This window comes from Limnothrix sp. FACHB-406, assembly GCF_014698235.1.
Lineage (GTDB): Bacteria > Cyanobacteriota > Cyanobacteriia > CACIAM-69d > CACIAM-69d > CACIAM-69d.
Map to the genome: position 1 here is coordinate 73,126 of NZ_JACJSP010000010.1, position 19,906 is coordinate 93,031.

At 55.7% G+C, this 19,906-nt stretch carries 20 protein-coding genes and 1 tRNA gene; 9 read left to right on the forward strand and 12 right to left on the reverse strand.

Annotated elements, in window-relative coordinates; genetic code table 11:
• Window positions 1-115 precede the first annotated feature (115 nt).
• From H6G53_RS11370 to H6G53_RS11380, 3 genes are all read left to right on the forward strand, one after another.
• Window positions 116-838 carry an ABC transporter ATP-binding protein gene (locus H6G53_RS11370; protein WP_370567073.1) on the forward strand — a complete coding sequence of 241 codons (723 nt, stop codon included), beginning with the start codon at window positions 116-118 and terminating at the stop codon, window positions 836-838.
• A 299-nt stretch (window positions 839-1,137) separates the two neighbouring features.
• Window positions 1,138-1,656, forward strand: a complete 519-nt coding sequence (gene ilvN, locus H6G53_RS11375; protein ID WP_099533066.1) for an acetolactate synthase small subunit — start codon at window positions 1,138-1,140, stop codon at window positions 1,654-1,656.
• 174 nt (window positions 1,657-1,830) lie between these two features.
• Window positions 1,831-3,138: a dihydrolipoamide acetyltransferase family protein gene (locus H6G53_RS11380; protein WP_190533118.1), complete on the forward strand. Its 1,308-nt coding sequence runs from the start codon at window positions 1,831-1,833 to the stop codon at window positions 3,136-3,138.
• A gap of 446 nt (window positions 3,139-3,584) precedes the next feature.
• On the opposite strand, the gene H6G53_RS11385 is transcribed toward H6G53_RS11380, so the two are convergent.
• A tRNA-Met gene (locus tag H6G53_RS11385) sits at window positions 3,585-3,657 on the reverse strand.
• Window positions 3,658-3,866: 209 nt separating this feature from the next.
• Entirely contained in the window at window positions 3,867-3,998 is a 132-nt protein-coding gene (locus tag H6G53_RS18985; protein ID WP_255512360.1) for a hypothetical protein, read from the reverse strand.
• A 68-nt stretch (window positions 3,999-4,066) separates the two neighbouring features.
• Here H6G53_RS18985 and H6G53_RS11390 point away from each other — a divergent pair, with 68 nt between their 5' ends.
• Window positions 4,067-5,029 (forward strand): protochlorophyllide reductase, encoded by a 963-nt coding sequence (locus H6G53_RS11390; RefSeq protein ID WP_099533996.1) that lies wholly within the window; start codon window positions 4,067-4,069, stop codon window positions 5,027-5,029.
• 124 nt (window positions 5,030-5,153) lie between these two features.
• On the opposite strand, the gene H6G53_RS11395 is transcribed toward H6G53_RS11390, so the two are convergent.
• The 5 genes from H6G53_RS11395 to H6G53_RS11415 all read right to left on the reverse strand — a co-directional run bounded on the left by H6G53_RS11395 (window position 5,154) and on the right by H6G53_RS11415 (window position 9,250).
• The gene (locus H6G53_RS11395) at window positions 5,154-6,842 is read right to left on the reverse strand and encodes a glycosyltransferase family 39 protein (protein WP_190533010.1); all 1,689 of its coding nucleotides are present in this window, start codon (window positions 6,840-6,842) and stop codon (window positions 5,154-5,156) included.
• Window positions 6,843-6,867: 25 nt separating this feature from the next.
• Window positions 6,868-7,443: a Uma2 family endonuclease gene (locus H6G53_RS11400; RefSeq protein ID WP_190353439.1), complete on the reverse strand. Its 576-nt coding sequence runs from the start codon at window positions 7,441-7,443 to the stop codon at window positions 6,868-6,870.
• Between the two features lie 113 nt (window positions 7,444-7,556).
• Window positions 7,557-8,555 (reverse strand): zinc-dependent alcohol dehydrogenase family protein, encoded by a 999-nt coding sequence (locus H6G53_RS11405; protein WP_190533013.1) that lies wholly within the window; start codon window positions 8,553-8,555, stop codon window positions 7,557-7,559.
• 258 nt (window positions 8,556-8,813) lie between these two features.
• Window positions 8,814-9,020: a twin-arginine translocase TatA/TatE family subunit gene (gene tatA / locus H6G53_RS11410; RefSeq protein WP_190353443.1), complete on the reverse strand. Its 207-nt coding sequence runs from the start codon at window positions 9,018-9,020 to the stop codon at window positions 8,814-8,816.
• Window positions 8,987-9,250, reverse strand: coding sequence for a hypothetical protein (locus H6G53_RS11415; protein ID WP_190533016.1), 264 nt, complete (start codon window positions 9,248-9,250; stop codon window positions 8,987-8,989). Before H6G53_RS11415 ends, tatA begins: the two co-directional genes overlap by 34 nt.
• Window positions 9,251-9,297: 47 nt before the next feature.
• Between H6G53_RS11415 and ispG the strand changes: the two genes are divergently transcribed.
• Both ispG and typA read left to right on the forward strand, forming a co-directional pair.
• Window positions 9,298-10,542, forward strand: coding sequence for a (E)-4-hydroxy-3-methylbut-2-enyl-diphosphate synthase (ispG, locus tag H6G53_RS11420; protein ID WP_099532671.1), 1,245 nt, complete (start codon window positions 9,298-9,300; stop codon window positions 10,540-10,542).
• A 313-nt stretch (window positions 10,543-10,855) separates the two neighbouring features.
• Complete coding sequence (gene typA, locus H6G53_RS11425) at window positions 10,856-12,649, forward strand: translational GTPase TypA (RefSeq protein WP_099532669.1); 1,794 nt, start codon at window positions 10,856-10,858, stop codon at window positions 12,647-12,649.
• Window positions 12,650-12,908: 259 nt separating this feature from the next.
• On the opposite strand, the gene H6G53_RS11430 is transcribed toward typA, so the two are convergent.
• The 4 genes from H6G53_RS11430 to ureE form a co-directional block, all read right to left on the reverse strand.
• Window positions 12,909-13,268 (reverse strand): nucleotidyltransferase domain-containing protein, encoded by a 360-nt coding sequence (locus tag H6G53_RS11430; protein ID WP_190533019.1) that lies wholly within the window; start codon window positions 13,266-13,268, stop codon window positions 12,909-12,911.
• Between the two features lie 105 nt (window positions 13,269-13,373).
• Entirely contained in the window at window positions 13,374-13,967 is a 594-nt protein-coding gene (locus H6G53_RS11435; RefSeq protein WP_190533022.1) for a Uma2 family endonuclease, read from the reverse strand.
• Between the two features lie 75 nt (window positions 13,968-14,042).
• Window positions 14,043-14,801 (reverse strand): urease accessory protein UreF, encoded by a 759-nt coding sequence (locus tag H6G53_RS11440; protein WP_242030673.1) that lies wholly within the window; start codon window positions 14,799-14,801, stop codon window positions 14,043-14,045.
• A complete protein-coding gene (gene ureE / locus H6G53_RS11445; protein WP_347343075.1) occupies window positions 14,728-15,324 on the reverse strand; it encodes an urease accessory protein UreE in 597 nt (198 codons plus the stop codon). Before ureE ends, H6G53_RS11440 begins: the two co-directional genes overlap by 74 nt.
• A gap of 164 nt (window positions 15,325-15,488) precedes the next feature.
• On the opposite strand from ureE, the gene H6G53_RS11450 reads away from it, so the two are divergent.
• The 3 genes from H6G53_RS11450 (at window position 15,489) to H6G53_RS11460 (ending at window position 16,964) form a co-directional block, all read left to right on the forward strand.
• On the forward strand, window positions 15,489-15,674 hold the full coding sequence (locus tag H6G53_RS11450; protein WP_190533028.1) for a hypothetical protein: 186 nt from the start codon (window positions 15,489-15,491) through the stop codon (window positions 15,672-15,674).
• A gap of 55 nt (window positions 15,675-15,729) precedes the next feature.
• Complete coding sequence (locus H6G53_RS11455) at window positions 15,730-15,933, forward strand: hypothetical protein (protein ID WP_190533031.1); 204 nt, start codon at window positions 15,730-15,732, stop codon at window positions 15,931-15,933.
• A gap of 74 nt (window positions 15,934-16,007) precedes the next feature.
• Window positions 16,008-16,964: a glycosyltransferase family A protein gene (locus H6G53_RS11460; protein WP_190533034.1), complete on the forward strand. Its 957-nt coding sequence runs from the start codon at window positions 16,008-16,010 to the stop codon at window positions 16,962-16,964.
• A gap of 72 nt (window positions 16,965-17,036) precedes the next feature.
• Here the strand turns inward: H6G53_RS11460 and H6G53_RS11465 are convergent, their stop codons facing one another.
• The gene (locus H6G53_RS11465) at window positions 17,037-19,613 is read right to left on the reverse strand and encodes an ATP-binding cassette domain-containing protein (RefSeq protein WP_190526559.1); all 2,577 of its coding nucleotides are present in this window, start codon (window positions 19,611-19,613) and stop codon (window positions 17,037-17,039) included.
• Between the last annotated feature and the right edge of the window lie 293 nt (window positions 19,614-19,906).

Consider the following 19,906-nt stretch of genomic DNA (forward strand, 5'->3'; position numbering starts at 1 on the left):
GGTTGAGTTTTCCATGCTGAACCCCAGGTCATTCGCCAAAACAAGGCATTTGCCAGAAATGGCATTTGCCAAAAATGGTATTACGATTAGTTGAAACTTCCACCCCTGCTCGATCGTGTCAGTTCTCCTTGAAGTCCAAGACGTATACGCTGGCTACCTGAAGGGCCTCGACATCTTACAAGGGGTGAATTTGACCCTGGCCCCTGGCGAACTGGTGGCGATCATTGGCCCCAACGGTGCGGGTAAATCCACCTTAGGCAAAACGATCGCGGGGCTGCTGAACCCCAATCGGGGCCAGATTTTGTTCCATGGCGAGTCGATCGGGCACCTGAAGGCCAATGAGGTGGTGCAACGGGGCGTTTGCTATGTGCCGCAAATTGCCAACGTGTTTCGATCGCTCACGGTTGAAGAAAACCTGGAAATGGGCGCATTCATCCTAGAACGACCGATCGGGTCGTTGAAGGAACGCATCTTCACCATGTTCCCCCGATTGCACGAGCGCCGCCACCAGCGAGCGGGCACATTGTCCGGCGGTGAGCGGCAAATGTTGGCCATGGGCAAGGCCCTGATGCTGGAACCGGCGTTGCTGGTGTTGGATGAGCCTTCCGCTGCGCTTTCGCCCATTTTGGTCAACGACGTGTTTGAGCAAATTAAGGCCATCAACAGCACGGGCACTTCGATTATTTTGGTTGAGCAAAACGCCCGCAAGGCTTTGGAAATGGCCGATCGGGGCTATGTGCTAGAAGCAGGGCGCGATCGCTTCACGGGGCCCGGCCGCGATCTGCTCAACGATCCAAAGGTGGCGGAACTCTACCTCGGTGGCGCTGCCGCCCACTAGGCCGCCCAATAGTTGGTTGGTCGCCCATCCTTCCATTCCGTTGCTCTAATTCCTACTTCAAGATCCGTTGGCTGTGCGATCTTCGATCGGTTATCCCCAAGAACAGTCCACAGACTCCGAACCTGGGCCTTGCACCCACAGATCTCGCCAGCCTTCTATACTGAAAGGCTGTCGCAAGATTTGGAATGCGATTGGGAATTGGGATCAGCATTGGGTGCGATTCACCTTATTGGGTGCAATTCACCTTTGGGATGCACCCGATCGATCGCCCGCTCTGGCCATCAGCCTTTCACCGAACCATGAAACACACCCTTTCTGTACTTGTCGAGGACGAAGCCGGCGTTTTGACGCGCATCGCGGGTCTTTTTGCCCGCCGGGGATACAACATCGAAAGCCTGGCCGTCGGCCCTGCCGAGCAAGGGGGCGTATCGCGAATCACGATGATCGTGTCCGGCGATGACCGGATCATTGAGCAAATCGTTAAACAGCTCTACAAACTGATCAACGTGATCAAAGTCCAAGACATCACCGAAGTGCCCTGTGTGGAACGGGAGTTGATGTTGGTGAAGGTGAATGCGCCGAGCAGTGCCCGATCGGAAATTATTGAACTGGCGCAAATTTTTCGGGCGCGGGTGGTGGATGTGTCTGACGACTCCCTGACGATCGAGGTGGTGGGCGACCCGGGCAAGATGGTAGCCATTCTGCAATTGCTGGAAAAATTTGGCGTTCGCGAGCTGGCCCGCACCGGCAAAATTGCCCTCACCCGTGAATCGGGCGTGAACACGGAATATCTGAAATCTGCTGACCTCCGCAACTAGGGCGCTCCCGGGGCCACCGACCGGTGAGCACCCGGCGTGACACGATCGATCCCTGACTCCGACGGCTCGATCGCCAACCAACGCCACCACCGTCCCCAACAGACGGTAAAATCTGACTTTGGCGAATTGCAGCCCAACCATTCAAGTCCTAGCGTTCCCCGGTACGATCGGCCCATGATTCACGAAGTCTTCATGCCTGCCCTTAGCTCCACGATGACCGAAGGCAAAATCGTCTCGTGGGAAAAAGCGCCGGGCGACAAAGTAGCCAAAGGCGAAACGATCCTCATCGTCGAGTCCGACAAGGCAGACATGGACGTGGAATCCTTTAACGAGGGCTACATGGCCGCGATCGTTGTTGATGCCGGTGGTTCCGCCCCTGTGGGTTCCACGATCGCCCTGATTGCCGAAACCGAAGCGGAAATTGAAGCCGCCAAGGCCCAAGCGGCCGGTCTGTCCGGTGGCGCAGCCAGCGCTGCCCCGGCCGCCGCTTCGGCCCCGGCCGCCACGCCCGTTGCCACCCCGGTGGCCGTGGCCGCTGCCCCCAGCAATGGAGCCAGCGCCCCCGCAGCCAGCCCCAGCGGCCGCACGATCGCCTCGCCCCGCGCCAAGAAGCTGGCCAAAGAACTGAAAGTTGACCTGAGTGGCCTGACCGGTTCGGGCCCCAACGGTCGGATCGTGGCTGAAGACGTGGAACGGGCCGCCGGTCGCACCCCGGCCGCTGCCCCCGCCCCGATCGCCGCACCCGTGGCCGTGCCCGCCGCTGCTCCCGCTCCGGCTGCCGCTGCTGCTGCACCCTTGCCACCCATGCCCGGTCAAGCCGTGGCCATGACCACCCTGCAAAAGGCCGTGGTCAACAACATGATGGTCAGCCTGAGCGTTCCCACCTTCCGCGTGGGCTACTCAATCACCACCGACAAGCTGGACGCACTCTACAAACAAGTGAAGTCCAAGGGCGTGACCATGACCGCCCTGCTGGCCAAGGCCGTGGCCCTCAGCCTGCGCAAGCACCCGGTGGTGAACGCGGCCTACGCGACCGATGCGATCGCCTACCGCAGCGACATCAACATCGCCGTGGCCGTGGCCATGCCCGATGGTGGCCTGATCACGCCCGTGCTGAAGAATGCCGATCAGGTGGATCTCTATTCCCTGTCGCGCAACTGGCAAGACCTGGTGACCCGGGCCCGCAGCAAGCAGTTGCAGCCGGATGAGTACACCACCGGCACTTTCACCCTGTCGAACTTGGGCATGTTCGGGGTCGATCGCTTTGATGCGATTTTGCCGCCAGGCCAAGGGGCGATCTTGGCGGTGGGCGCTTCCAAGCCGACTGTGGTGGCCACCGATGACGGTTTGTTGGGCGTGAAGCGGGTGATGCAAGTGAACCTGACCGCTGATCACCGGATCATCTACGGTGCAGATTCGGCAGGCTTCCTGCGCGACTTGGCCGCCCTGATCGAAGGCGATGTGCAATCCCTGACGCTGTAGGTTTTCCTTAGCGCATTTTTCCGGCTGGCTCCAATTGTTCGTTGAGCATCATTAGCGCGATCGACCTAAACAGTCGATCGCGTTCTTGTTGGAGGCTAACTTCCGATCGCTTGCAGTTCTCCGGTAGGTTGGGTTGAGCTTTGCGAAACCCAACTCAATCACCACGAGCCTTACTGTTGTTGGGTTTCGTGCCTCAACCCAACCTACACAATGACCGTTGATCAGTCCATTTTGGGAAAGGGGTTAAGGATGAGGGCTTCTAACTGATTCGTGAAAGAAGTCTACTAGCCTAATGTTCCGCTTCAAGCTTGCTAGTGCGGCAAACAGGGAGTCTGACCATTTGAAAATCAGCTCGATGGCCAATGATCTTAAAATGATCTTACTTTTACAGTTCTAAATACTGTTGCAAGTAATCTAAAAGCCTTGCAACACAAGTGTTTCAGCGATGGCTCAGGCGGGATTTGAACCTGCGACCTTGGGCTTATGAGTCCCCTGCTCTAACCTCTGAGCTACTGAGCCTTAATGCGTCTTCAAATCTCTAGGTTATGGAGATTGATTGAGTGGTGATCGTTTGGCTAACGGAACAAAACTCAATATTTTTGACGCGAGTATGTATTATACGCCATGGATGAAAAATCGCAAGGGTGCTAGCCAAATAATTTGGATGCCACCCTGCAAAATTCTCAACAACCGGCCAAGATTTTAAGATTGGTTGAGGTTTTCGCCTTTCACGACGCGCAGTTAGGCGATTCTCGATAGGATGCGATCGCCTGGCCCCGTTTGGGCCCGGTGGCATCATTCAACAGAGCAAAGCGTTCCCGATCGCGATCGAGGCGATTACCGTCGGTTTCGATCGGCATGAGGCGCAAGAGCCAGTTGCTCTGCCCCCTTTTTTAGTAACCCATCACGATAAAACCGCACAACAGCAATGGCAGAACAGCAAAAACCCACCGTCCTCATCACCGGTACTTCCTCGGGAGTCGGGCTGTACGCCGCTAAGGCCCTCGTCAATCGTGGCTGGTATGTGGTGATGGCTTGCCGGAATTTGGAAAAAACCCACGCGGCGGCGGCCGAGGCGGGCATTCCTCAAGATAGCTATACGGTGCTCCAAGTGGACTTGGGGAACCTCACCAGCGTGCGGATGTTGGTCAGTGCTTTTCGATCGCTGGGTCGATCGCTCGATGCGCTGGTCTGTAACGCTGCCATTTATATGCCCTTGATTAAGGAACCGCTTTGGAGTCCTGAGGGCTATGAACTGACCATGACCACCAACCATCTGAGCCACTTCCTGTTGTGCAATCTGATGTTGGATGACATGAAGCTCTCAAACTATCCCGATCGGCGGATGGTGATTTTGGGCACGGTGACCCACAACCCCGACGAATTGGGGGGCAAAATTCCGCCTCAGCCCGATTTGGGCAATCTGGAAGGCTTTGCACAGGGCTTCAAAAATCCGATTTGCATGGCCAATGGCAAGAAGTTTGAGCCGGTGCGGGCCTACAAGGAAAGCAAGGTTTGCAATGTGCTGACCATGCGCGAGTTGCACCGTCGCTTCCATGAGTCCACTGGGATTACGTTCTCTTCGCTCTATCCCGGTTGCGTGGCCGATACGCCCCTCTTCCGCAATCACTATCCCCTGTTCCAAACCATCTTCCCCTGGTTCCAAAAGAACATCACTGGGGGCTATGTGTCTCAGGAGTTGGCGGGCGATCGAGTGGCTCAGGTGGTGGCAGATCCTGACTTCAAGCAGTCGGGGGCTTACTTTAGCTGGGGCAACCGCCAGAAGAAGGGTCGCGAAGCCTTCCTGCAACGGGTCTCACCTCAGGCCCGCGATGAGCAACGGGGTCAAAGAATGTGGGATTTGACCCTGAAGCTGGTGAATTTGGCCTAGAAATTGCTAGCAATTAGCAATTTGCGGTCAATGGCAATCGTTCAAGGGCAAGGGGTTTAAACCTCTTGTCTTTTTTGTTCTGATCTTTTTGATTCTGATCTTTTTTGTTGAAGTCTGAATTTCGTTAAAGTTTGAATTGCTCAAGGTTTGAATTTAACGGCATGGGCTTTTGGGCAGCGATCGGGGAAGGCAGTTGCAATCGATCGAGCCAGGCCATGTTGTCACCGCCGAGGGGTTGAATTTGCCCTTTTAATTCTGCCTCGATCGCCTCGCGAAACGGGGGCATCAGGTTTAGGACGTACAGATCGCTGATCGGTGGAGTCATTTGCCCGATCGCCGTTTTCAACAATTGCAAATCACCGGGGTTGACCTGTCGAAAATCTGAGACCAAATAGAACGGCACATTGGGCCGCAGACGTAGGGCCAGGGCGATGGTGTTGCCAACTCGATAGCCAAATCCATCCGCAATCACCAAGGGGTTCGCGGCGGCGTTAATCTGTTCCGCAAAAGCAGGCAAGCTAACACTAATGCCCTTGGCCCAATTGGTGGTAGCGGTGATTAATTGCCAACTACCATGCAGGCTAATGGTTAATAACAGGCTGGCCCCGATCGCGGCGAGACTGCGGCGCAGGGTTTGCCCTTGGGTCAGGGATTGGGCAATCAGAATCGCGAGGGCAATTTGCAACCCCAGATAGGTCGGAGTCCAGTAGCGCGTTGAGACGGAGCGCAGCCCGCCATCGAACAGATCGGGGATCACCAATAGGCTGGTGGAGACCAACGTGAGGGTCAGCACCCAACCGCTCACCCGCAGGGGAAACTGCCGTTGCAGCCAGATCAAGACTCCCAGGGCGATCGCGCAAAACAGCCCCGCCCCCCACCAACCAGCGCCCACGGGAACCCAATCCGTGAACCCTCGCAACACTTGGGTGACCAATCGGCGGAGCACTTGAATGCGCGGCTCTTCATAGGCGGTCATCCAGGCGGTGAGCTGGCGAGCGGCTTCCCAATGGTTCAACAACACCAGCGCCCAAGGCAAGAACAGCAACCCACCGGCCAAGCCGGCCAGAATGAGCGATCGCACCCGCCAGCCCAGTCGCCCCCGATCCAGCCACAGCACATACAACCCTTGACCTACGGACACATAAACCGTCAACAGGGAGGTGTATAGCCCCAGCGCCAAAACCAAACTGTAGGGCCACCAGGCCCGCACCCGATCGCCCCAAGTGGCCGCCCGTTCTGTTAACCGCAAAGCACGCAGCAGCAGCGCCCCCAACACCAACAGCAACGCCGCCCACAGGCTATATTCCCGCACCTCTCGCCCATACAGCACATGAAACGGGGACAGGGCCACCAGCGCCATGGCCACCCAACCCACCAAGGGCGATCGGGTTAATTCCCAACAGACCCAGTACAGAGCAGGAAAAACCGCCAGCCCAAAAATCGTGGGCAAGCTCCGAAGGGCAAGGGCACTGCTGCCAAAGCATTCCATCCAAAACCGCGTTAACAGGTAATAGAGCGGTGGATGCTCTGGATTGCCAATCACGGAAGCAAAAACGGTGTGCCAAGGCTGTCCCTTGGGCCCCAAATAGGCGACCAACTCCGGCTGCATGACCAGTTTGTTGGCAAATTCACGAGCCTGGAGCACCGGCAAACGATGGCCGGCGGCACTGACAGCCGTTAGTACTTCGTCGTGCCAAAGGATATTGTGATCAATGGCCCAAAGACGCAGGCCAATGCCCAACACAACACAGCCGATCGCCACCCAACGGATGACGGTTTGCCAAGATGAGGCGCTCGATCGAGTCGGGTTCATGGGCAATGCTGATGGGTAACCGAATTTAAAAGCTAACCGATCGATAAATTTTGGACAGGGGTAACGCTAAATTGCCGGTGGCGATCGAGCAGGTTTCTGTCAATCCTTCGGTTCTTCGCCAACGCCAGTCGCCGTCTTCACCCAACCAGAATCGATCGATTGCCGGTTCTTCCTGAGCCACCAACAGATATTCTCGGAACTCAGGAATGGAGCAATATTTACTAAACTTTTTCGTGCGATCATAATCCGCCGTTGAAGGCGACAAAACCTCAATGATCAGCGTGGGATTTAACACTTCATCTCGCCGTCCATCGGAAAAGCTGGGGTCACCTTCAATCACCATCAAATCAGGATAAGTTCCGTGATTGTAGGTCGGCAACCAAAGACGCATATCCAATGCAAAAACTGTGAAGGGTGGATCTAGATCTAGAAGCCGAATCAGGTTCAGACCAATTTGGTTATGACTTGAAGTACCACCGGTCATAGGGATTGATACTCCATCGCAATATTCATGACGGGTTTCGCTTTTTTCTTCAAGGGCGCGATACTCGTCGGGTGTGAGGCTGGCAGCAATTAACTGGGCGGCAATAGAAGCAGTCATGGCAAGACGATCGCAATAACTCTCTCCAGCATAGCCACTGAATTCAAATCCCATTCGGGGATGATTCCACACGATCGCCCAGCCGCTCAAAGTCGTCAACTTTCAGTCTGAAATTAGGGATCGATCGCCAGGGCCAGCTTGCCAATCAAACCGCCTCGCTCCAGCAGTTGGTGGGCCTCAGCGGCGCGATCGAGCGGGAAGGTTTGGTGCAACTGAATTTTGAGTTGACCCGCATCAATCCAGGCCGCGCATTGACGCAGAATCTCCGCCTGATGCCGTAAGCCCGCATCCCAATGCTTCAGCAGCGGTGTGAGCATCAATTCCAGCCCAATTCGCAAGTTGTGATTGCGGGCGACTTTCCAGTTGGTGTTGGCCGCGGGTTCCAAAATCGTCACCACGTCGCCGTAGGGCTTCACGGCCGGAAAGGTGGCCGTCAGCAACTCGCCACCCACCGTGTCAAAGGCAATATCTACGCCTTGGCCGCCCGTCCAGCCCTGCAAGGCGCTGACAAAATCCTCTTGGCGATAGAGAATCGGGCGATCGCAGCCCAACCCAGCCACAAAATCCGCCTTCTCGGGCGTGCTGACCGTAGCGGCTACCTCCGCGCCCCAGAGCTTGGCCAACTGAATCGCCACATGGCCCACGCCGCCAGCCCCGGCATGGATCAGCACCTTTTGACCAGCGGTGATGCGTGCCCGATCGCGCAGGGCCTCCCAAGCCGTGATCAACACCAAGGGAGCCGCCGCCGCTTCCGCAAAACTCAGGCGATCGGGCTTGGGGGCCAGGCAACGGGCATCCACCGCCGCCCATTCCGCATAGTTGCCCGCCGGGCCGCCCAACCCGCCATAGCAAAAATAAACCGCTTGGCCCGGTTGCCACCCCGTCACCTCGGAGCCGATCGCCTCGATGATCCCCGCACCATCACACCCCAACACCTGGGGCGTTGTGTCGGGGTAAAACGTGCCGCGCGATCGCAACTTGGTGTCGATCGGGTTAATGCCAGCCGCTTTGAGCTTCACCAACACCTGACCCGCCGTAATCTCCGGCTGGGGCAAATCCTGTAGCTGCAAATTTTCCGGCCCACCGGACTGACTCAGGGCGATCGCTTTCATGGATTTCAGCTCGTTTTCTTTACAGTAAAATCCAATTTTACCGGCTGATTCTGAGCTAGTTAATCTGGCTTCAAACCTCATTCAGCATCTTGAGTTTTTCAGCTCAAGAATTACAAGCATGAATTGATTATGAGCTAATTTCTAGAAGAGAAAGCTTGGCTTGATCAAACTCAATTTGGCTGAACTGACCTTGGGGCGATCGGCTCTTCAGTCGAGAGCTTCTCAGAATGCTCTAGAAGCTCTGGGAATTGTGGCTGGTTACCGATCGCCCTTGATTACTTCTCCGTCCACGTCCGGCGGGCCAGCGGGGCGATCGAGTTCTTTTTCATCGGGGTTCAGCTCATCGCGAAAACCGCGCAGGGTTTTGCCCAAGGCCCCGCCCAACTGGGGCAACTTCTTGGGCCCAAAGATCAGGATCGCCACCAGCAAAATCAACAGCACTTCCGGCCAGCCCAGTCCAAACACGATCGCGCCTCTCCTAAACGACGAATGCCCGCGATCCCAGTTGCGATCGCCGCATGATTGTCGATCGCTGCCTGTACCGCTGCCCCCATAGATAGCACCAATTGTCGGATCTGACTGACTCCATCACCAGCGCAAATCGTCAAATCCGCCACAAACCCCAAGCGATCGCCCAAAGTATGGCAACCTAAAAAACTGGGAAACCCATTTATTTGGGCAACCCCTTGAACCATCCGCGCCTTCAGACATACCCCGCGCCATCCGCGATCGGAGCGAAGCCATGCAAACCCTGCCGAAACCCCCCGTTCCCAACGGCAGCATCGCCACCAACCTAGACGATCGACTGTTTGACACCACGATCCATCGTCGCCAAACCCGCCCCGTGCAAGTGGGCGACATCACGATCGGTGGCGGCCATCCGGTCGTGGTGCAGTCGATGATCAATGAAGACACCCTCGACATTCCCGGGTCTGTGGCCGCCATTCGTCGCCTCCACGAAATCGGCTGCGAAATTGTGCGCGTCACCGTCCCCAGCCTGGCCCACGCCAAGGCTATGGAAAGCATTCGCAAAACCCTGGAAGACACCTATCGCCCTGTGCCCCTGGTGGCCGATGTTCACCACAACGGCATGAAAATCGCCCTGGAAGTGGCAAAACACGTTGATAAGGTGCGGATTAATCCGGGCTTGTATGTGTTTGAAAAGCCCCGCGCTGACCAGGACTACAGCGCCGCCGAATTTGAGGCGATCGGTAAGAAAATCCGCGAAACCCTGCAACCCCTGGTGGAAACCCTGGGCGAGCAAAACAAATGTATGCGGATTGGCGTGAACCACGGCTCCCTGGCGGAGCGGATGGTGTTTACCTATGGCGACACGCCCTTGGGCATGGTGGAATCGGCGCTGGAATTCCTGCGGATTTGCGAAGACATGCAATTCCAAAACCTGGTGATTTCCATGAAGGCCTCGCGCGTGCCCGTGATGCTGGCGGCCTATCGGTTGTTGGCCAAGCGGCTGGATGAAGCCGGGATGCCCTACCCGATCCATTTGGGCGTGACGGAAGCGGGCGACGGCGACTATGGCCGGGTCAAGTCCACCGCCGGGATCGCCACCCTGCTGGCGGAAGGGATCGGCGACACGATCCGCGTTTCCCTGACGGAAGCCCCCGAAAAGGAAATCCCCGTTTGCTACAGCATTCTGCAATCGCTGGGCCTGCGGAAAACGATGGTGGAATATGTGGCCTGCCCGTCCTGTGGGCGGACGCTGTTTAGCCTTGAAGAGGTGCTGCACCAAGTGCGGGAAGCGACGAAGCACCTGGTGGGCTTGGATATTGCCGTGATGGGCTGCATTGTGAACGGGCCGGGCGAAATGGCCGATGCGGACTACGGCTATGTGGGCAAAACGCCGGGGACGATCGCCCTGTATCGGGGTCGCGACGAAATCAAGCGCGTGCCGGAAACCGAAGGCGTATCGGCGCTGATTGAGCTGATTAAGGCCGATGGCCGTTGGGTGGATCCGCCGACCAGTTAAACCGGGCGATCGACTGTTTTTGATGCGGCCCTAGCCCCCAACCAGCTTCCCAGACTGTCCCTCAAGCTCGCCTTTGCGCTTGGTGGCCGGACGCTGGCGAGCTGGTTTGGCATAGCCATTTGGCATCACTGTTTGGCACATTTGGCGGCAAAAGTCAGTGGCCAATCACACTTGCCAATAACATTGCCCATGCGAATTGGCAATCCTGGGCTAGAATCATTACAGATTTTTACAAAAATCGTCTTTCCGAGACCCAACCTGCTGGACTGCTTGCTGTCAGCGGGGCCCGTGTGAACCCATCGCTAATCAACCTATGAGCCTCCCGATTCGTAACGTTGCCATCATTGCCCACGTTGACCATGGTAAAACCACCCTGGTTGACGCGCTGCTGAAGCAATCTGGCATTTTCCGCGAGGGCGAAGAAGTGCCCACCTGCGTGATGGACTCCAACGACCTCGAACGGGAGCGCGGCATCACGATTCTGTCAAAAAATACTGCGGTTCGTTACAAAGAAACACTGATCAACATCGTTGACACCCCTGGCCACGCAGACTTCGGTGGCGAAGTGGAGCGGGTGTTGGGCATGGTTGATGGCTGCGTGCTGATTGTGGATGCCAACGAAGGGCCGATGCCCCAAACGCGCTTCGTGCTGAAGAAAGCGCTGGAAAAGGGTCTCCGCCCGATCGTGGTGGTCAACAAGATCGATCGCCCGCGTGTGGAACCCATGACCGCCGTAGATAAGGTGTTGGATCTGTTCATCGAGCTGGGAGCCGATGACGACCAATGCGACTTCCCTTACCTGTTCGCTTCGGGGATGGCTGGCTTTGCCAAGAACGACTTGGCCGACGAAAACAAGGATATGCAGCCCTTGTTTGAAGCGATTCTGGAGCATGTGCCCGCGCCCGTGGGCGACCCCGAAAAACCCTTCCAACTGCAAGTGACCACCCTGGACTATTCCGAATATCTGGGTCGGATTGTGATTGGCCGGATCCATAACGGGACGGTCACCGCCGGTCAACAAGCGGCTTTGATTAAGGAAGACGGGTCAATCACCAAGGGGCGGATTACCAAGCTGTTGGGCTTTGAAGGGCTGCAACGGGTGGAAATCGAGCAGGCTTCGGCCGGTAACCTGGTGGCCATTTCCGGTTTTGCCGATGCCAACATTGGGGAAACTTTGGCCAGCGCCGAAAACCCCGAAGCGCTGCCGCTGATCAAGGTGGACGAGCCGACGCTGCAAATGACCTTTGTGGTCAACGATTCGCCCTTTGCCGGTCGTGAGGGCAAGTTTGTGACCTCGCGGCAAGTGCGCGATCGGCTGATGCGCGAATTGGAAACCAACGTGGCTCTGCGTGTGGAAGAAACGGACTCGCCCGATCGCTGGGCCGTGTCCGGTCGGGGTGAACTGCACCTGGGCATCTTGATCGAAACCATGCGCCGCGAGGGCTACGAGTTCCAAGTGTCGCAGCCACAGGTGATCTTCCGCGAAGTGAACGGCCAACCCTGCGAACCTTACGAATTGTTAGTGTTGGATGTGCCCGACGATGCATCCGGCAGTTGCATCGAAAAGCTGGGGACTCGTCGCGCTGAAATGCAGGACATGCGTGTGGGCGAAAACGGCCGCACCCAATTGGAATTCATCATCCCGGCGCGGGGTCTGATCGGGTTCCGGGGCGAGTTTATGCGCATGACCCGAGGCGAAGGGATCATGAACCACAGCTTCCATGACTACCGCCCGATCGTGGGAGACATCGACACCCGCCGCAACGGGGTGATGATTTCCTTTGAAGAAGGCGTGGCCACCTTCTACGCCATGAAGAACGCTGAAGATCGCGGTGTGTTCTTCATTGAACCGGGCACGAAGGTTTACAAGGGCATGATTGTGGGTGAGCACAACCGCCCGCAAGACATTGACCTGAACGTGTGCAAAACCAAGCAGCTCACCAACCATCGCGCAGCCGGTGGCGATGAATTGGTGCAGTTGCAAGCGCCGGTACAAATGACGCTGGAACGGGCGCTGGAATATATCGGCTCCGATGAAATGGTGGAGGTCACTCCCGAATCGATTCGGTTGCGGAAGCTCCCGGCAAAAAAGCTCGCTAAGCGCTAAGTCGTTTTAGGGCGATCGCTCCGGGGCGATCGTCTTCCCCACCTGGCAGGAGAGGCACTGATTTCTTCTGCCTTTTTGCTGTCTAGAATTTTGTGCTAGCCTCGATGGGGGTAGTGCCTGTGAGGTGATGATTTTTGGTGACTGATCGCCTACACCGCAAGACTTTCACCAGCTCATTATTACTGAATTACGGCACTACCTTGATCCATAGCTATCTAAATCTGACTGAATGAGAAGGTTTGCAATTTGCCAATCCTCTTCAGATTGCTTTAGCCACTCTTGAATAACTTGCGTCATAAAGAACCTTTCCTTGATCAATCGCTACTCGCACTAGCGGATCAAACTGTTGATATCGCCATTGAATTTCATAGGAGGTCTTGACAATAAAATTCACTGAAAATTCCGGCTTTGTTGCTCGCCAAAGCTCCACAGATAAATCGATTGCCCGTCCCTCGAAATCCATAATTACCAACAAATCGAGATCGCTCCACTCGTGAGGTTGACCGTAAGCATAGGAACCAAACAAGATAATTTTTTCAGGTTGAAACTGCTCAACAATAGCCTGACAAATTTCTGAAATCTGTTGATCGGTAATCAGACGAATCGATGAATTTATCATTCAACACTCCTAGTAAAAATAGAGTGATTGATTGTCTTATTCCCAGACTTTATTGTAAGGAGCTTAAGCCCCTTACCCTTATGATCTTGTGTCGGCAAATTTGGACTATTCCTCAAATATAATTCCTTCATAGAATTCCTCGATCGCCACGGTTAGCCCAATACTTTGCAGTTCGACCCGATCGCCCGATCGATAGCTCAAAATCACCCAATCTCCCGCACTGTTTCTGTGATAAATCTCAACGGCCACCTCTTCGGAACTGACTAACACGTAATCAATCAGATTCGGATTGCGGCGATATTTTTCAAACTTCCTACCGCGATCGTAAGCTTCCGTACTCGGTGATAGAATCTCCACAATCAAGCAGGGATAGGTATTGTAAAGCGTTGTTTCTCGATCCCTTGAATCGCAAGTAATGCTTAAATCTGGATAGACATAGTCCGATGTGTTCAGAATATTAATCTTGATATCGGAGTTGAAAACTTTATATTTCCCTCCCCGCAAGTGGGGCTTAATTCTCAGCAGAATATTACCGGCAATCAAACTATGATCCTTCGGACTGTAGTTATGGTTTGTTCTGTCACTTCCCACTTCGTAGACATGACCATCGATTAGCTCATGCCGTTCGAGCTGTTGGGCTTCCCACTCAAAATAGGCTTCCGGTGTGAAATGGGGCTGATTCTCTCTTGCAGCAACCATTGTTTTTCTCCTGGCTTTTTGGGCTAATTCTATTGTGCTTCAGGTCAACGAGAAAAACATCAGCCAAGCGTCTAACTAGCTTCTGAAGAGGCGGCTATATTGGGTTTCGTGGATCATGCTGGCGATCGAGAGACCCCAACCGCAAGCAAACCAATCATCATCGGTGTCGGCGGTGGCGAGTTGCTGAATTTCAGCGATGGCGGCGGTTAAATCGGGCCATAAATTGAGTAATGTTTGCTGACCTTGGGTTTGACCGATCGGGATCGAGCGAACCCCGGCGCTCACCAAATTACTAGCCCAAGATTGTAGATAGGCGGTCAACATTTCTGCATGGCTCAGTTGCCAATGGGCAGCCAAACTAGCAAAGGCGATCGCGTAGTTTACCGGTTGCAAGTTCAGTGCCACTAAGGTGGCATCGGTTGGGTTGAGATCTTTGGCCAAGGTGACCAACGATCGCCCCATTTGCCAACTTTGTAACCGCAACTCCTCCGTTTCTCGTAGGGCCGAAATCCATTGATTCCAGTGGTGAATGGAGTCCCGATCGCCCTGCTCGATCGCCTGTCGGGCCTTCAATAGGGCCGCCGCTTCCAGGCGAATGCTGCCCACCTGTAACTCCTGCCGTAACCAGTCGGTCAAATCGGCTGCCGATCGCACCCGGCCCTTGTCCACCAAGGTTTCGATCGCCTCGGAATAGCTGAAGGCTCCCACGGGCAAGGCCGGGCTAGCCAATTGCAACAGGGCAAGCGATCGGGACAGTGGCTCACTCATGGTGGTGGGAATGGGCGTGGTCGTGGTGATGGTTATGGGCATGGTGGGCGCGATCGACCGTTGCATAGGCTCCCGGATCCGGCAAAAAGGGAGCAATTTCCTCAATCACCTGGAGGCCGCGCCGTTCCAGCAAATCCTTCAGGGTGGGATCCGGCGCAAGCCGCAAATAGTCGATCGCGATTTCCAGGGGCGCATGGCGGTTGCCCAAATGATAGGCCGCTTGCAACAGGGATAGCCGATCGGGCGATCGCACCGTCAGCACCGGTTCCGGTTGCGCCACCACCCGGCAACAGTCGCCCTGGGCAGTGCGCAGTCGATCGCCCGGCCGCAGCACCGTGCCCCGAGCCAGTTGCAACCAAGCCACCGTCCCATCATCAAGGGTGACCTGTCGGCGCACCTTGACCCGATCTTCAGCAACCAAGGCCAACTGATGCAGGCCATGATCGGCAGCGGCGGGATCGAAGGCGGCAGAATCCTGGGCCTGAGTCTTGGGCAGTTCCGGGCGATCGACCTGAGTGAACACCCAGTGAGGCGGAACTGTGGACTCAGTTGAGTTATTGGGTTGTTGGGTCAAATTTCCCGGGATCACGAGGGCTACTCCAGCACAACTCATTTGATCATTACCCATTCAATTGTCCTACCCGATAAATTGTCTTACCCGATCGCGCCGCCTCTTGACTCTATAGCTCACTAGAGAGAATAGAGTTGAGCTGTTAGTCAAACTTGCCCTTGTGCAAGCAGGAGAACGAACCCATGACTCAACAGACTTCGACATCGCAATCGCCTAAGGGTCGCCGCACGATCAAGATTGTGGGTGCTGTGGCTGCTGCTTTGACCGTGATCGCGCCGACTGCTGCCTATGCCTCAGGCTGTGGTTGCGGTGGTTCCGGTTCCTGTACCTGCGGTGTGAACTGTACCTGCACGAATTGCGGCAATTAGGGTTGGCAACTCTGACACCGCTTAAGCTGGAGAGAATGTCAAGACAGCGCTGATGATGACGGCCCCGACCGTGCGATCGTGGTCTGCACTGTGGAGTACTGACCACGGCCCCGGCATGATCAACGGTGGGCCGCCATCAATAACGCCGTCAACAATCTCGTTAACCGATCTGCCGATCGACCAGTTCCCAACCGCCCCAGTCTTGAACTTTGAACAGGCTATGATGATGGATTTTGCGGAATGGAGCGATCGCCCATAATTGCCCATAACGTTAATCTCTGGAATTTCTGAAATTTCTGAAATTTCTGAGTCGCTGCCTGGTGTGGGTAGATCATGCCTAAGGTTTCAGTCATCATTCCGGCCTATAACGCGGCGGCCACCTTGCCCGAAACCCTCGCCGCCTTGCGATCGCAGACTTGGACAGATTGGGAAGCGATCGTGGTGGATGATGGCTCCACGGATCAGACGGGGGAGATTGCCCTGCAAACGGCTGATCCGCGAATTCGGGTGTTGCGCCAACCCAACGGGGGTCAGGCGATCGCCCGGAATTGTGGCTTGGTGGCGGCGCGGGGATCCCTGATTGCCTTTTTGGATGCGGATGATTGGTGGACGGCAACGGCCTTGGCCGATCGGGTGGCGGCCTTGGAGGAGAACCCGGCCGCTGTGTTGGCCTACAGTTGGACGGACTATGTGGATGATGACAACCAACTGCGTCACCCGGGTTTTCGCGATCGCCATCAGGGCCAGGTGTTCACCGCCCTGTTGCTGAATAATTTCATTGAAAATGGCTCCAATCCCCTGATTCGTCGATCGGCCCTGGAGCAGGTGGGGGGCTTCCAAACGGAACTCATTCCGGCGGAAGACTGGGACTTGTGGTTGCGCTTGGCTGGGTTGGGTGAATTTGTGATGATTCCCGAGGCCCAAGTGCGCTACCGGGTTTCGGATCGATCGTCCTCGGCCAATTTGCGGCGGTTGGAGCGGGCCTGTAATGCGGTGTTAGAGCGCCATTTGGCCCAGGCGGGGCCAAGGTCTCAGGCTTTGGGGCGATCGGCGCGATCGCGGTTTTACAAAGGATTAGCCTGCAAAGCGCTGACGGCGGGGCCGCGCGATCGGGGGCGTGGGTGGCGATCGGCTCGGTTGCTGTTGTTGGCCCTGTGGTTTGGGCCGCACCTGTGGCGAGAATGGCGATTTTTGGCAATCCTCAGCGGCAAGATTGGCCTCACGATTCTGTTGGGGCCAACGCGGTTCGATCGCCTGTGGTCGCGATCGGGTGCGTCCAAATTTGGTTGATCAACTTCTGATCAACTTTTTTTGATCAACACTCGTGATACCCAACCCGTAATACTCAACAACCCTCTGCGCCTAAGCAGTTAAGGGCGTGGCGCGGGTTTCAATGGCCGCCAGTCGATCGAGCAGCGAAATCGACACATCGTAGGCCGCGCGATAGTCATTTTGACGATTGGCCTGTTGGGAAATGGACTGATCGGGCAGTAATTCATCAATCAACTCGCTGGCCAAAATCTCCAGCATTTCCGCCAACTGTTTCACCTGCGGATAAACCGCGCGGGAAATGGAGGTTTGCGCCTCATCGCGATCGCCCTTTTTGCCCGATCGGGGTTTGAACTCCAGCCCCCCGGTGGCATCCTCCAACAACTCCAGCGTGGCCAGCAATTGCATGGTGGCTCGGTAGGCCTCCTTCAAGGATTCATATTCCTCCTGGGGCGACTCCACCAACCCATCCGCCAACAGCGCCAACGTGCCAATCACCGCATTCAACCGCAACCGTCCTTCGTAGGACAACCGCTCCACCAACACCACCGATCGCATCCGAATTTGTTCAATCAGTGGATGCCGCTCATCTTCCCAATGGGATTGCTGGACTTGTTCGATCGCCTCCGCCACCCGATCGCTGACCGTCGATCGCCACACATCTTCCGCCACATAGCGCTGAAACGCAGCCCCTTCTTGGGTGGCCGCATAGAGCGACGGCAACCGGTTCAGGGCCCAAGCCATCACACTGCCCGGATCGAAGGCAATCTTCACCCCCTCCGCTTCCAGTGCCCCCAACTGGGAAATGGTTTCCTCCATCACCAGTTTTTCCATGGCGTTGTCGCAGCGCACGGGGGTTTTCGTGGCGCTTTCGGAAAACTGCACCGCGTAAAGGCGAGCATAGTAACCTCGCTTGCTCAGCAACTCCGCATGGGTTCCCACTTCCACCACCTGCCCCTTATCGAGCACGGCGATTTGGTCGGCATTTTGCACCGTGGACAGGCGGTGAGCAATCACGATCGTGGTGCGATCGCGGCTTAACTCGTTAATGGCCTGTTGCACCTGGCGCTCCGAGACCGTATCCAGGGCGCTGGTGGCCTCATCCAAAATCAAAATATCGGGGTTGCGCAACAGGGCCCGGGCGATCGCAATTCGCTGCTGTTGACCCCCAGACAGGCGCACCCCCCGATCGCCCAGCATGGTTTCAAACTGCTCCGGCAAATCCATGATGAAGTCATAGGCATTGGCTCGCCTGGCCGCTTCCATCACCGCCTTGTCTGTTAACTCCTCGCAGCCATAGGCAATATTGGCCCGCACCGTGTCGTTAAACAAAAAGGTGTCTTGGCTGACGATGCCCATGGACTGGTGCAAACTGCGGAGGGAAAACGTGCGCAAATCCTGGCCATCAATCGTGATCCGGCCGCCCGTGGGGTCATAAAACCGAATCATCAAATCCGCCAGGGTGGACTTGCCGGCCCCTGAGGAGCCAACCAGGGCCAGGGTTGTCCCCCGAGGAATGCGCAAACTGACCCGATCGAGCACCCGGCTTTTGTCGCGGCTGGGGTAAGCAAAGGACACATTTTCAAACCGAATTTCTTGCCGCAGACCGGGAAAGGGCACTGCTCCATCGGGCACAAAATGTTTGCCTTGGCGGCTTAAAAAACGCACCATGGCATCCACCGCCGCCGAGCAAAGGGCTAAGTTATTGAGCGCCTTCCCGAGGGTGGTGACAAAGGCAAAAACCCGCGAAATTAAGAATAGGTAAGTTAATAGAATGGCCGCATAGGCTTCGAGGGATCCGGGAAATACAAATCGCCCAATCCAGACGATCGAGAGCAACGAAGCCACCACCAAAAATTCATTGACCGAAGCCACAAAAGAGCTGAAGGTTTGGGAATGTAAATCCACCCGTTGCCGCTTCAGCAATGTGCCCGTTAAGCGGTTATATTCCAAATCCTCGCTGCTGGTGGCCTTGATTAACCGAATCCCCCCGATCGCCTCCAAAAGCTGACTGGTATAAAGCCGACTGAGCTGCACCCCCCGTTTGCCATATTCCTTAAGTTTTTTGGCAAATCGTTGGTTACTAAGCACCACCAATAGGGCAAAAATACTGGAAATGATCGTGAGTTGCCAGGAAATGGCCACCAATAAACCAATGAAGGTGAGCAAGGTGACCATGGTGGCCACAATTTGCACCACGGTGTTGATTGTGCCCACGGCTCCGCTCATTTCCGAGCCAAGGCGTTGAATTAAATCGCCAGCTTTGGTGCGGCTATAAAAATCCAAACCCACCCCGAGGAGCATCCGAATTCCTTGAAATGTGCCGTCATTGACCAGGGCCCGGGACAAGTGCCCCCCAACGGCGGTGCTCAAAAAAGCCAGGATGTTTTTAATCAAAATGGCTCCCACGATGGTGGCCACCATGGCAGCACCCCGCTGCTCTTCGGGCAAGGCATCAAAGGTGGAAAGGAGGTTGCGCACCAGTTCTGGGGCATCGGCTCCGAGGTCAATTTTGCGACCCAAAAAAGCCAGGATGCCCGGAACCAGGAGGGCAATGCTGACACCGTTAAAGATGCCGCTCCAGAAACTCAGAATCACCGTCCCAAGAATCCAAAGCCAATTGCGAAGGGCAATGGCAAACAGTAAACGGTTGCTGGGCGAAAGTTTCATGCCAAGGGGGCCAATCAACAGCGATTGAACAGAAATTGAACAGGAATTGAACAGGGGCTAGACAGTGATCAAACGGTGATTACTTTGCTGCGGCTTCCTGGCGGTTTCCTCGGGGTGCTCTGTTGAAATCGTGACAGAAAATGCAGAATTCGGGAGGCCCCATTGAAGGCCAGCGTTTCTGCATGGACTGCTTGGGGCAGCGGAACAGGAAAGCGGGGCGATCGAGTCCTGCGATCAAAGTATCGCGAAATGTTCAGGGGCTATGGCTAACGCGCCAATCGGTTTTCGCCAAT

Bases quoted from the DNA above. Each gene is read 5' to 3' on its own strand.
- H6G53_RS11395 (WP_190533010.1), bottom strand. From the start codon at position 6,842: ATGAACCCGACTCGATCGAGCGCCTCATCTTGGCAAACCGTCATCCGT.
- typA (WP_099532669.1), top strand. From the start codon at position 10,856: ATGAGCCTCCCGATTCGTAACGTTGCCATCATTGCCCACGTTGACCAT.
- H6G53_RS11390 (WP_099533996.1), top strand. From the start codon at position 4,067: ATGGCAGAACAGCAAAAACCCACCGTCCTCATCACCGGTACTTCCTCG.
- H6G53_RS11400 (WP_190353439.1), bottom strand. From the start codon at position 7,443: ATGACTGCTTCTATTGCCGCCCAGTTAATTGCTGCCAGCCTCACACCC.
- H6G53_RS11440 (WP_242030673.1), bottom strand. From the start codon at position 14,801: ATGCAACGGTCGATCGCGCCCACCATGCCCATAACCATCACCACGACC.
- H6G53_RS11435 (WP_190533022.1), bottom strand. From the start codon at position 13,967: ATGGTTGCTGCAAGAGAGAATCAGCCCCATTTCACACCGGAAGCCTAT.
- H6G53_RS11450 (WP_190533028.1), top strand. From the start codon at position 15,489: ATGACTCAACAGACTTCGACATCGCAATCGCCTAAGGGTCGCCGCACG.
- H6G53_RS11460 (WP_190533034.1), top strand. From the start codon at position 16,008: ATGCCTAAGGTTTCAGTCATCATTCCGGCCTATAACGCGGCGGCCACC.
- H6G53_RS11380 (WP_190533118.1), top strand. From the start codon at position 1,831: ATGATTCACGAAGTCTTCATGCCTGCCCTTAGCTCCACGATGACCGAA.
- H6G53_RS11430 (WP_190533019.1), bottom strand. From the start codon at position 13,268: ATGATAAATTCATCGATTCGTCTGATTACCGATCAACAGATTTCAGAA.
- H6G53_RS11405 (WP_190533013.1), bottom strand. From the start codon at position 8,555: ATGAAAGCGATCGCCCTGAGTCAGTCCGGTGGGCCGGAAAATTTGCAG.
- H6G53_RS18985 (WP_255512360.1), bottom strand. From the start codon at position 3,998: ATGCCGATCGAAACCGACGGTAATCGCCTCGATCGCGATCGGGAACGC.
- ispG (WP_099532671.1), top strand. From the start codon at position 9,298: ATGCAAACCCTGCCGAAACCCCCCGTTCCCAACGGCAGCATCGCCACC.
- ilvN (WP_099533066.1), top strand. From the start codon at position 1,138: ATGAAACACACCCTTTCTGTACTTGTCGAGGACGAAGCCGGCGTTTTG.
- H6G53_RS11455 (WP_190533031.1), top strand. From the start codon at position 15,730: ATGACGGCCCCGACCGTGCGATCGTGGTCTGCACTGTGGAGTACTGAC.
- H6G53_RS11415 (WP_190533016.1), bottom strand. From the start codon at position 9,250: ATGGTTCAAGGGGTTGCCCAAATAAATGGGTTTCCCAGTTTTTTAGGT.
- H6G53_RS11465 (WP_190526559.1), bottom strand. From the start codon at position 19,613: ATGAAACTTTCGCCCAGCAACCGTTTACTGTTTGCCATTGCCCTTCGC.